This window comes from Streptosporangium sp. NPDC003464 (assembly GCF_053588315.1).
In genome coordinates, this window is the sequence record NZ_JBSFPS010000304.1 from 1 (window position 1) to 11,446 (window position 11,446).

Consider the following 11,446-nt stretch of genomic DNA (forward strand, 5'->3'; position numbering starts at 1 on the left):
GGTCCTGCCGCGCGGCGCCGGTTACCGGGAGTTGCCGCCGAGGGTCTTGCGCCAGTGGAAGCCCCCGGGCAGGTTCACGCTCAGGGTGCGGCGGCCGTCGGCCGTCTTGGTGACCCGGAACGCGCGGTTGCCCCAGCTGTGGCCGACCCCGCTCCGCGACAGGTTGAGACGGAACGGACCGAACTTCAGCGACTTCCTGTATCCCCAGCCCATTGCTTCCTCCCTTGAGGTGTCGGCAGGGAGGTTCAGCTACCCGCCTGCGCCGTTCCAAACGCGGGCGGGCGGCGGCTCACGCGGTCACGGTGGCGGGGTCGTCGCGGTGGGGGTGGGCGCGGGACGCGCGGGCATCCCGGGGAAGGCCTCGATGTCCGGGCGCAGGCCGTAGGAGCGGACGGCGCACTCCTGCATGGCCAGCGCGGCCATCTTCCGCAGGGCCGGGTCGTCGGAGGCGGCCAGCTCCAGATAGGCGCCCGTCACCCCCCGCTCGACCGTCACGGCCAGCTCCACAGCCTGGGCCGCGCCGGACGGGGTGAGCGGCAGCCGGTAGCTCGGGGCCGGCTCGGCGGGGGCGCCGCCGCGGGCGACGATCAGGGCGCGGAGCCGGTCACGGCGGGCGCGGTGGGCGTCGAAGGCGTCGGTCGCGACGGTGCGCAGAGCGCCCGTGGACCTGGCGGCGATGACCCCGTAGGCGTAGACGGCCGCGTGCTCGGCCGCCAGGGCCGTGTCGAGCCCCCGTCCGGCCCTCACAGCGGCCTCGACAGGGCCAGGGCGTGGGCGGCCTCGCAGGCGCCGATGGAGGCGATCAGCTGGGCCAGGGAGGGGGAGGCCCCGTCGAGCTGGCGGGGACGGAGCGCGGCGGCCTTCCGCTCCAGTGCCTGCAGGCTCCGCAGGGACGCCTTCCGGGCCGGCGCGGGGGTGCCGGAGGGCGCGGGGGACGGGGCGCTCCCGGACGGCGCCGGGGTGGCCGCGGACTCGGGCGGCAGCCGCCTGCGGAGCTCGGCGAGGTGGGCCTCGTGCCGCTCCCTGAAGGGGGCGAGCTTGGCGGAGGCGGCCGACGCGTAGTGCGCGATGGTCTGCTCCTTGCCCGCGATCAGCTGCTTGAGCAGCACGGTCTCCGGGTCGGGGGGCTCGGCCCGCGGGGGCTCCGGCTCCTCGGCGGCGCACCCCGCGACCGCCGCGGCGGCCACCCCGAGAGCGCCGCCCCGCAACAGGGCGCGCCGGGACAGGGAACGCACGGACGACCTCCGGTTATGGGTGGGCTGCTGACGCTCTAGCATCGTACGGGCTTGGAATCACATTCACCGCGCTTCTCGGACGGGCTCGCCGTGCCGAGTGGCGCTCTTTCCACGTCCGGGTGTGGATAGGCTGGTGAACCACATGGGCGAGGTCCGCCCGGCTTGAGATCGTGACAATAGGAGGTCGGCATGGGCAGCGCCACATCCCGCGACCGCCTGATAAAGCTTCTGGAACCTGTCGTCGGAGCCGAAGGGCTCGACTTGGAGGACGTCACGGTCACGCCGGCGGGCAAGCGGCGGTTGCTGCGCGTCGTCGTCGACCGTGACGGCGGCGTGAGCCTGGACGACGTCGCCGAGGTCAGCCTCGCCGTCTCCGCCACGCTGGACGCCGACGACGCCATGGGGAACACCCCCTACGTGCTGGAGGTCTCCTCTCCGGGGGTCGACCGCCCGCTCACCGAGCCGCGCCACTGGCGCCGGGCGGTGAAGCGGCTGGTCAAGGCCGACCTGAGGGACGGCACCTCCGTGGAGGGCCGGATCGTCGCCACCGACGAGACCGGCGTGGAGCTGGACGTTGCGGGCGCACCGCGCCGCATCGATTATCAGGACCTGACCCGAGGACGGGTGCAGGTGGAATTCCGCCGGCTAGACGACGCCGAAGACGACGGCGAAGACGGCGACGAAGGCTAAGGGGGAGCCTCGTGGACATCGACATGAGCGTCCTGCGCAGCCTGGAGCGGGAGAAGGACATCTCCTTCGACCTGGTCGTCAAGGCGATCGAGGACGCGCTACTGATCGCATACTTCCGGAGCGAGGGCGCGGCCGCCAAGGCGCGGGCCCAGCTCGACCGGCAGTCCGGGCACGTGACCATTTTCGCCGCCGAGATCGACGACGAGAGCGGGGAGGTGCTCAGGGAGTTCGACGACACCCCGGGCAACTTCAGCCGCATCGCCGCGACCACCGCCAAGCAGGTCATCCTGCAGCAGCTCAGGGACGCCGAGGACGAGATCAACTTCGGTGAGTTCGCCAGCCGTGAGGGCGAGCTCGTGGCCGGCGTCATCCAGCAGGGCAAGGACCCGAGGGTCGTCCTGGTGGACCTCGGCAAGATCGAGGCCGTGCTCCCGCACAACGAGCAGGTCCCCGGCGAGGAATACGTCCACGGCGAGCGCATCCGCTGCTACGTGGTCCAGGTCAAGAAGGGCCACAAGGGCCCGTCGGTGACCCTGTCGCGCACCCACCCCGGTCTGGTGAAGAAGCTCTTCGCCCTGGAGGTCCCGGAGATCGCCGACGGGACGGTGGAGATCGCCGCCATCGCGCGCGAGGCCGGCCACCGGACCAAGATCGCTGTGCGGTCGCGGCGTCCCGGCGTGAACGCCAAGGGCGCCTGCATCGGCCCGATGGGCTCGCGGGTGCGCAACGTGATGGCGGAGCTGCACGGCGAGAAGATCGACATCATCGACTGGTCGGAGGATCCCGCGGAATTCGTCGGGAATGCCCTCTCGCCCTCCCGTGTTTCCCATGTCGAGGTGATCGACGCCGAGGGGCGCGCCGCGCGGGTGACCGTGCCGGACTACCAGCTCTCCCTGGCGATCGGCAAGGAGGGGCAGAACGCCCGGCTGGCCAATCGCCTCACCGGATGGCGCATCGACATCCGTCCGGACACACAAGCAGGGGATGCGGCCGGTTCCGCAGATGCGTCCACACGGTAAGCTGGAATATGGTGGCCAGGCCGCCCCGCTGAGGATGTGTGTGGGGTGCCGGGTTCGCACGGTCTCCTCCGAGCTGCTCCGCCTGGTGGTGGTCGAGGGCGTTATAGTCCCCGACCTGCGACGACGGCTCCAGGGTCGTGGTGCTTCACTGCATCCCTCCCTGAGCTGTCTCGAGCTCGCCGAGCGTCGCCGAGCGTTTCCGCGCGCGTTTCGCGTGGCGGGCCCGCTCGACCCGTCGCGCGTACGGGCCCACCTGGAAGAGGTCCACGCTGAAAGGATCGGGTGAAATGGTTGCCAACTGTCATGTAGGACGCCGAGTTGATGGGCTGGTCAGATAGCTATGAGCGCCTGATGAGCATGCGGCGATGAGTACATCTACGTAACGACGGTCCGGCGGCACTGCCTCCCGGGCCGAGTAAGGGAGTGCAGTGGCGAAGGTCCGGGTATACGAGCTCGCCAAGGAGTTCGGTGTGGAGAGCAAGGTCGTCATGGCCAAGCTCCAGGAGATGGGCGAGTTCGTGCGTTCGGCGTCCTCGACTATCGAAGCACCGGTAGTCCGTAGGCTCACGGAAGCTTTGGGCGGTCCCCCCAGGGGTTCGTCCGACAGGGGCGGCAACAGGTCGCCCAGGCCGCCTCAGGCGGCACCCCGGCCGGCTGAGAGCCAGGCCGGAAGCGGCGCCCCCGCGGCGCCGTCCTCGATTCCCAAACCGGGACCGGCCCCCAAGCCGGGTCCGAGGCCTGGGCCCGCAGCGGCCCGTCCCGCGGCCCCCGCGCCGCAGGCCCCGCCCGTGGTTCCCCAGCCTCCGCAGGCGCCGCCTCAGCAGCAGCAGCCTTCGCCGGTTCAGCCGCCGCGTTTCGAGGCTCCGCGCCCCGACGCCGGACGCCCCGCGACCCCCGGCCCCAAGCCGGGTCCTCGCCCGGCTCCGCGTCCGGGACCGGCGCCCCGTCCGGAGGCCGCGCGTCCGGAGGGCCGTCCCTCCGGCGGCCCGGGTGGAGCCCCTTCGGGCCCCCGTCCCGGTGCGGCGCCCGGCCCCAAGCCCGGCCCGCGTCCGGGCCCGCGTGGGCCGCGCCCCGGCAACAACCCGTTCTCGTCGAACGCCAGCGGTATGGGCCAGGCCCGTCCGCCGCGTCCCGGCGGCCGTGACGGCGGCCCCGGCGACAGGGGTCCGCGTCCCGGTCCTCGTGAGGACCGCGGCCCCCGCGACCAGGGGCAGCGCGACAGCGCCGGTCCCCGTCCGCCCGCGGCCCGTCCGGGTCCGCCCGGTGCGGCGGGTCCGCGTCCGGGTCCCGGTGCGGGTGGTCCGCGCCCCGGCCCCGGCGCCGGTGCGGGTGGTCCGCGTCCCGGAGGTCCCCGTCCCAGCCCGATGATGATGCCCCAGGGCCGTCCCGCCGGTCCCGGCGGCGGCGTGGGCCGTCCCGGTCCGGGCGGCGGCGGTCGTCCCGGTCCCGGCGGCGGTGGCCGTCCCGGTGGCGGCGGTGGCCGTCCCGGTGGTGGCGGTGGTTTCGCCGGCCGTCCCGGTGGTGGCGGCGGCGCGGGCCGTCCCGGCACCGGAACCGGTGGTCCCGGTGGCGGTGGCGGCGGTTTCGCCGGCCGTCCCGGTGGCGGCGGTGGCCGTGGCCGCGGTGGCGGCACGGCGGGCGCCTTCGGCCGTCCGGGCGGACGCCCGACCCGTGGGCGCAAGTCCAAGCGCCAGCGGCGTCAAGAGTTCGACAACATGCAGGCCCCGGCGATCGGTGGCGTGCAGGCTCCCCGCGGCAACGGTCAGACGATCCGGCTGTCGCGTGGCGCCTCGCTGGCGGACTTCGCCGACAAGATCGGCGCGAACCCGGCGTCCCTGGTGCAGATCATGCTGCACCTGGGCGAGATGGTGACCGCCACGCAGTCGGTCAACGAGGAGACGCTCCAGCTCCTGGCCGCCGAGCTCGACTACAACCTGCTTGTGGTCAGCCCGGAGGAGGAGGACCGCGAGCTTCTCGAGACCTTCGACATCGAGTTCGGCGAGGACGAGGGCGACGAGTCCGACCTCGTCGCGCGTCCGCCGGTGGTGACCGTCATGGGTCACGTCGACCACGGTAAGACCAAGCTGCTCGACGCCATCCGTAACACCAACGAGGTGGCGCGCGAGGCCGGTGGCATCACCCAGCACATCGGTGCCTACCAGATCGCCACCGAGCACGAGGGCGAAGACCGGAAGATCACCTTCATCGACACCCCGGGTCACGAGGCGTTCACCGCCATGCGTGCCCGTGGTGCCAAGGTCACCGACATCGCCGTCCTGGTGGTCGCGGCCGACGACGGTGTGAAGCCGCAGACCATCGAGGCGCTGAACCACGCCCAGGCGGCGGACGTGCCGATCGTGGTCGCGGTCAACAAGGTCGACAAGGAGGGCGCCGACCCCAACAAGGTCCGGGCCCAGCTCACCGAGTACGGCCTGGTCGCCGAGGAGTACGGCGGCACCACGATGTTCGTCGACATCTCCGCCAAGAACGGGATCGGCATCGAGAACCTGCTCGAGGCCATCCTGCTCACCGCGGACGCCGAGCTCGACCTGCGGGCCAACGCCACGATGGACGCCCAGGGCGTCGCCATCGAGGCGCACCTCGACAAGGGCCGCGGCCCGGTCGCGACCGTGCTGGTCCAGCGCGGCACGCTCCGCGTCGGCGACTCGATCGTCTGTGGCGAGGCCTTCGGCCGCGTCCGGGCGATGCTGGACGACAACGGCGAGGCGATCCAGGAAGCCGACCCGTCGCGTCCGGTGCTGGTCCTCGGTCTGACCGCGGTCCCGGGCGCCGGTGACAACTTCATCGTCGTCACCGACGACCGGATGGCGCGCCAGATCGCCCAGCAGCGTGCGGCCCGCAAGCGCATCGCGGACATGGCCAGGTCCGGCCGCCGCCGCACCCTCGAAGAGCTCTTCAGCGAGATGGAGAAGGGCCAGGTCGACGAGCTCAAGCTCATCATCAAGGGTGACGTCTCCGGTTCGGTCGAGGCCCTCGAGGACGCGCTGCTCAAGATCGACGTCGGTGACGAGGTGCGCCTGCGGGTGCTCCACCGCGCCGTCGGTGCGATCACCGAGTACGACGTCAACCTGGCGGTCGCCGACGACAACGCCGTCATCATCGGCTTCAACGTGCGCCCCGAAGTCCGGGCGCGCGACCTGGCCGAGCGCGAGGGCGTCGACATCCGCTACTACTCGGTCATCTACCAGGCGATCGAGGAGATCGAGGCGGCCCTCAAGGGCATGCTCAAGCCGGAGTTCGAAGAGGTCCAGATGGGCACCGCCGAAGTCCGCGAGGTCTTCAAGGTGCCGAAGATCGGCAACATCGCCGGTGCGCTGGTCCGCTCGGGCACGATCGTCCGCAACAGCAAGGCCCGGATCATCCGTGGTGGTGTCGTCATCTCCGACAACCTCACCGTGTCGTCGCTGCGTCGCTTCAAGGACGACGCGACCGAGGTCCGCGAGGGCTACGAGTGCGGTATCGGTGTCGGCTACAACGACATCAAGATCGACGACGTCATCGAGACGTTCGAGATGCGGGAGAAGCCGCGCGTCTGATGCCCTGGTCCGGCGCGGGACCGCTCGCCCGGCCGGAGGCGGCCTCCACCCCATGGGTGGGCCGCCTCCGGCCGGCGGGTGGCCCCGCGCCGCCGGCGCACGGTGCCCCGTGGCGAATGACTCAATATGTATGTAGGTGCCCTGACATTGGACATCCTGCTCGGCGACGTTCACTCGCTGAAGCAGAAGCGCTCTGTGGTGCGTCCCATCATCGCCGAGGTGCAGCGACGGTTCCCGGGCGTGGCCGTCGCCGAGACCGGCCATCTCGATCTGCACCGCCGTACCGAGATCGGGATCGCGGTCGTCTCCGCCACCGCCGCGAACTGCGGCGCGGTGCTGGACGACTGCGAGCGCCTGGTCGCCTTCCATCCGGAGATCGAGCTGCTGTCCGCCCGGCAGCGGCTCTACAACGAGGACGAGGACTAGTCACAGGGATGACCGGTCGCGGAGCCGCCCTCCGTGCCCGGTCGTTACTGTGAGAAGGGGGGAGTGAATATGGACGCCGCACGCGCACGTAAGATCGCCGACCGGATTCAGCAGGTCGTGGCCGAGATGCTGGAGCGTCGGATCAAGGATCCGCGGCTGGGGTTCGTGACCGTGACGGACACGCGGATCACCAATGACCTGAGCGAGGCCACGGTGTTCTACACCGTGTTCGGCTCGGAGGCCGAGCGGGCCGACTCGGCCGCGGCCCTGGAGAGCGCCAAGGGGCTCATCCGCTCGGAGGTGGGCCGCCAGACGGGTCTGCGCCACACCCCGACGCTGATGTTCACCCACGACCCGCTCCCTGACAGCGCCCGCCACCTCGACGGCCTGCTGGCCGAGGCGAAGGCCCGGGACGCCGAGATCGCCAAGCGGGCCGAGGGCGCGCAGCACGCCGGGGACGCCGACCCCTACCGCAAGCCCGGCGAGGAGAACGGCGGATCCGAGGAGAACGACGAGGAGCCGTCACAGCGCGCGGGATACCCCGCAACGTGACGCCCGACCTGCGCGGCGGCGTCCCGATCCCGGTCAGCGACTGGGATCGGGCCGTCGGCCTGATCTCGTCCGCCGACGAGATCGCGCTGGCCTGCCACATCTCGCCGGACGGCGACGCGCTCGGCTCGACGCTGGCGCTCGGGCTGGCGCTGCGCGCGGCGGGCAAGCGGGTCACGGCCTCCTTCGGGGAGCGCCGCTTCAGGGTCCCCCGGCTGCTGCGCTTCCTGCCCGGCCAGGAGCTGCTGGCCGAGCCCGGCGACTACCCGGCCGCCCCCGATCTGATGATCACCTTTGACGTCCCCATCGTCGACCGGCTCGGCCTGCTCGCCGACAACGCGCTCAAGGCCCGCGAGCTGATCGTGGTGGACCACCACCCGTCCAACACCGGGTTCGGCACGCTCAACCTCGTCGACCCCGCCGCCGCGGCGACCGCGGTGCTCGCCGAGGAGCTGATCAACCGGCTCGGCCTGCCGCTCGACAGGGCCATCGCGACCTGCCTGTACGCCGGGCTGGTCACCGACACCGGCTCGTTCCGGCACTCCTCCACCACTCCCGGGGTGCACCTCATGGCCGCCAGGCTGCTCGACACCGGGCTGAACCCGGAGGAGATCGCCCGGGAGCTGTGGGACCGCTCCCCGTTCGGCTACCTCAAGGTGCTCGGCGCCGTCCTCGACCGGGTGACGCTGGAGCCGGAGGTGGGCCGGGGACTGGTCTGGACGTTCGTCACCCGGGCCGACCGGGCCGCCCACGGCCTGCCGTACGACGAGGTGGAGGGGATCATCGACGTGATCCGGCGCACCGAGGAGGCCGACGTCGCGGTGATCCTCAAGGAGGACGACGACGGCGCCTGGCAGGTCTCCACCCGTTCCAAGGGCGCGGTGGACGTCTCCCGCGTCTGCGCCGCGCTGGGCGGCGGCGGGCACGCCAAGGCGGCGGGCTTCACCTCCTATCTGCCCGTCGAGCAGACGATGGCCGGTCTGCGCGCACTCCTGTAGCCTCCGCCAGCCTCCGCGCACTTTCTGTAGAAGGACTGTTCGAATGAGCACGGCTCGCGCCAAGCGCACCCCGCCGCCGAGCGGGCTGATCATCGTGGACAAGCCCGCCGACTGGACCTCGCACGACGTCGTCGGCAAGCTCCGCGGCATCGCGGGCACCCGCAAGGTCGGCCACGCGGGCACCCTGGACCCGATGGCCACCGGGGTGCTGGTGGTCGGCGTGGAGAAGGCCACCCGCCTCCTGGGCCACCTCGCCCTCACCGAGAAGGGCTACGACGCCACGATCCGGCTCGGCCAGTCCACCAACACCGACGACGCCGAGGGGGAGATCATCGCGACGGCTCCGGCCGCCGGGATCGCCGAGGAGGACCTCAGGAAGGGCGTCGCCGCCCTGACCGGCCAGATCATGCAGGTCCCGCCCCAGGTCAGCGCCATCAAGGTGAACGGCGAGCGCGCCTACAAGCGGGCCAGGGCGGGGGAGGAGGTCGAGCTCAAGGCGCGTCCGGTGACGGTGTCGGGCTTCGAGATCACCGGCATCCGCCGTGTGGGCGACCTGATCGACGTCGACGCCTCGGTGACCTGCTCCAGTGGCACCTACATCCGCGCGCTGGCGCGTGACCTGGGCACCGACCTGGGCACCGGCGGTCACCTGACTTATCTGCGCCGCACCCGGGTCGGGCCCTACGACCTGTCGATGGCGCGCACCGTCGAGCAGCTCTCCGCCGAGTGCACGATCCTGCCGATGGCCGACGCGGTCGCGGCGGCCTTCCCGCGCCGCGACGTGACCGCCGAGGAGGCGGGCACCGTCGCGCACGGCGGGCGGCTGCCCTCGCTGGGGCTGGGCAAGGGCCCGATCGGGGTGTTCGGCCCGGACGGCACGTTGCTGGCGCTGGTGGAGGAGCACGGAAAGATCACCAAATCGCTGGCGGTGTTCGTCTCCTGACCCGGTGTTCCGCGTGACACGACAGTGCTTTAAGGTTCGTGGACTGGACCTTTTAGCTCTGTTAGGAGTCGCCTCATGGAGGTGTCCCTCTCCTCCCGTCCCGCCGCCGAGGTCGCCGCGGACCTGCTCGTCCTGCCGGTGCGCGAGGGATGCGACCCCGGGCTGGGCCTGGGCGCCGTGCTCGACCAGGTCAGGTTCACCGGCCGGGCCGGCCAGGACCTGCTGCTGCCGCGCCGGGACGGCGACGCCTTCCGGGCGTCCGCGGTCCTGCTCGTCGGGCTCGGCGCCGACGACGACGGGCACACGGTGCGGCGGGCGGTGGGCCGGGTCGCGCCCCGGCTGGCCGACTTCCCCACGGTGGCGGTCGCCTTCCCCGACGCCCAGACGGTCATCGAGGGGGTGCGGCTGGGTGGCTACCGGTTCGACGGCTACAAGAGCGAGCCGCGCGGGCACGCCGTACGGGAGCTGATCGTTCTGGCCGGCGAGGACCCGCGGGGAGTCGCGCGGGCCGGGATCGTCGCCGACGCGGTGACCTTCGCCCGGGACCTGGTCAACACTCCGGCCGGCGACCTGGTCCCGATGGACCTGGCCGAGCGGGCGCGGGCGATGGCCGAGACGTACGGGCTGGGCGTGCGGGTGCTGGAGGCCGCCGAGCTCGGTGCGGGCGGCTTCGGCGGCGTCCTCGGTGTGGGCGCGGCCAGTGCCAACCCGCCGTGCCTGATCGAGGTCAGCCACCCCGGCGACGGCGCCCACGGCACGGTCGGCCTCGCGGGCAAGGGCATCACCTTCGACTCCGGCGGTCTCGCCATCAAGGGCCAGGGGGCGATGTCCACCATGAAGTGCGACATGGCGGGCGGCGCGACCATGCTCGCGGTCGTCCAGGCCGCCGCCCGGCTGGAGCTGCCGGTGGGGGTCACCGCCGTGGTGCCCGCCGCCGAGAACATGGTCAGCGGCTCCGCGATCCGCCCCGGGGACGTGCTCACACATCGCAACGGGCGGACCACCGAGGTGACCGACACCGACAGCGAGGGCCGCCTGGTGCTGGCCGACGCGCTCGCCTACCTGGCCGAGAGCTCTCCGGACGTGCTCATCGACGCGGCCACGCTGACCTACTCGGTGATGCACGCGCTCGGGGAGGACATCACCGGGGTGATCGGCAGCGACCGGCGGCTGGTCGGTGAGCTGATCGCGGCCGGGGCGCGGGCCGGCGAGCCGATGTGGGAGCTGCCGCTGTGGGAGCCCTACGCCGACAGGCTCAGCTCCGAGATCGCCGACGCGAGGAACGAGGGCGGCAGCCTGGCCGACGCGACGATCGCCGCGCTGTTCCTGCGCCCGTTCACCGCCGGGCTGCCCTGGGCGCACCTGGACTTCGCCACCACCGCCTACCTGGACAAGGCCACCGACCTGGGCCCGGCCGGGGCGACCGGCGCGATGGTCCGCACGCTGATCGGCTATCTGGAGACCCGCTCCCAGGCCGGTCCGGAGACCCGCCCCCGGCCGGGCGTCACGGTGGGACACGGGGACCTCCGGTGAGGTGAGGACTCGACACCTTCGCCTCACCGGAGGTCTCCGCCATGGACCGAGCCCTGCTGTCAGCAGCGCCCCTGGTCCATAGGGCTAGCCTCTGACCTGGACCTCGGCCAGGGACAGCGGGTCGGACGGCGAGGCGAGCTGGATCCTGACATACCTGCCCCTGGTGCCCTCGGGCAGCTTGACCTTGCTCGGCGAGCCGGCCTGCTCGCCGACATGCACGGCGGTCACGCCGGGCGCGGTGCGGGCCTGGTCCAGGTCGTCGGTGGTGAACGGCTGGTCGGAGGCCATCACCCAGAAGTCTTTCAGCCGGTCGGCGCAGCAGTCGAGCCGGTTCCAGACGTCCACGCTGTCCAGCGCGGCCGAGGCGCCGAGGTCGACCTGCCACCAGGCCTGCTTCTCCGGCGCTCATCCGGGATGCGTTGCCCGGCCTGTCCCGGCACGTGCGCGCTCCACTCGTCACCGCCGGGATCGCGACCGTGAGGCATCTCGCGCGGCG

At 72.2% G+C, this 11,446-nt stretch carries 12 protein-coding genes and 1 pseudogene; 9 read left to right on the forward strand and 4 right to left on the reverse strand.

The genetic code is table 11. The features are described 5' to 3' along the window. Positions 1-21 precede the first annotated feature (21 nt). From ACWDS7_RS41345 to ACWDS7_RS41355, 3 genes are all read right to left on the reverse strand, one after another. Complete coding sequence (locus ACWDS7_RS41345; protein ID WP_306856905.1) at positions 22-213, reverse strand: DUF4236 domain-containing protein; 192 nt, start codon at positions 211-213, stop codon at positions 22-24. Between the two features lie 84 nt (positions 214-297). Continuing rightward, positions 298-747 (reverse strand): ferritin-like domain-containing protein, encoded by a 450-nt coding sequence (locus ACWDS7_RS41350; protein WP_306856906.1) that lies wholly within the window; start codon positions 745-747, stop codon positions 298-300. Beyond that, positions 744-1,235: a hypothetical protein gene (locus ACWDS7_RS41355; RefSeq protein WP_451933735.1), complete on the reverse strand. Its 492-nt coding sequence runs from the start codon at positions 1,233-1,235 to the stop codon at positions 744-746. The genes ACWDS7_RS41350 and ACWDS7_RS41355 overlap by 4 nt, the downstream gene beginning before the upstream one ends. A 189-nt stretch (positions 1,236-1,424) precedes the next feature. On the opposite strand from ACWDS7_RS41355, the gene rimP reads away from it, so the two are divergent. The 9 genes from rimP to ACWDS7_RS41400 all read left to right on the forward strand — a co-directional run bounded on the left by rimP (position 1,425) and on the right by ACWDS7_RS41400 (position 10,950). Then, positions 1,425-1,925: a ribosome maturation factor RimP gene (gene rimP / locus ACWDS7_RS41360; protein WP_306856909.1), complete on the forward strand. Its 501-nt coding sequence runs from the start codon at positions 1,425-1,427 to the stop codon at positions 1,923-1,925. Positions 1,926-1,948: 23 nt separating this feature from the next. Further along, positions 1,949-2,944, forward strand: a complete 996-nt coding sequence (gene nusA / locus ACWDS7_RS41365) for a transcription termination factor NusA (protein WP_306858543.1) — start codon at positions 1,949-1,951, stop codon at positions 2,942-2,944. Positions 2,945-2,978: 34 nt separating this feature from the next. Next, on the forward strand, positions 2,979-3,230 hold the full coding sequence (locus ACWDS7_RS41370) for a YlxR family protein (RefSeq protein WP_306858544.1): 252 nt from the start codon (positions 2,979-2,981) through the stop codon (positions 3,228-3,230). Positions 3,231-3,372: 142 nt separating this feature from the next. Then, positions 3,373-6,501 carry a translation initiation factor IF-2 gene (infB, locus tag ACWDS7_RS41375; RefSeq protein WP_451933736.1) on the forward strand — a complete coding sequence of 1,043 codons (3,129 nt, stop codon included), beginning with the start codon at positions 3,373-3,375 and terminating at the stop codon, positions 6,499-6,501. 126 nt (positions 6,502-6,627) lie between these two features. Beyond that, entirely contained in the window at positions 6,628-6,927 is a 300-nt protein-coding gene (locus tag ACWDS7_RS41380) for a DUF503 domain-containing protein (protein WP_271217836.1), read from the forward strand. Between the two features lie 69 nt (positions 6,928-6,996). Beyond that, positions 6,997-7,479, forward strand: coding sequence for a 30S ribosome-binding factor RbfA (gene rbfA / locus ACWDS7_RS41385; RefSeq protein ID WP_451933737.1), 483 nt, complete (start codon positions 6,997-6,999; stop codon positions 7,477-7,479). Continuing rightward, positions 7,476-8,474: a DHH family phosphoesterase gene (locus ACWDS7_RS41390; RefSeq protein ID WP_306856912.1), complete on the forward strand. Its 999-nt coding sequence runs from the start codon at positions 7,476-7,478 to the stop codon at positions 8,472-8,474. The genes rbfA and ACWDS7_RS41390 overlap by 4 nt, the downstream gene beginning before the upstream one ends. Before the next feature lie 43 nt (positions 8,475-8,517). After that, the gene (truB, locus tag ACWDS7_RS41395; RefSeq protein WP_451933738.1) at positions 8,518-9,417 is read left to right on the forward strand and encodes a tRNA pseudouridine(55) synthase TruB; all 900 of its coding nucleotides are present in this window, start codon (positions 8,518-8,520) and stop codon (positions 9,415-9,417) included. A 75-nt stretch (positions 9,418-9,492) separates the two neighbouring features. Continuing rightward, a complete protein-coding gene (locus ACWDS7_RS41400; protein WP_451933739.1) occupies positions 9,493-10,950 on the forward strand; it encodes a leucyl aminopeptidase in 1,458 nt (485 codons plus the stop codon). 84 nt (positions 10,951-11,034) lie between these two features. On the opposite strand, the pseudogene ACWDS7_RS41405 reads toward ACWDS7_RS41400, so the two are convergent. Then, positions 11,035-11,337: pseudogene (locus tag ACWDS7_RS41405) on the reverse strand (galactose-binding domain-containing protein); the annotation flags it as partial. Positions 11,338-11,446: the final 109 nt, after the last annotated feature.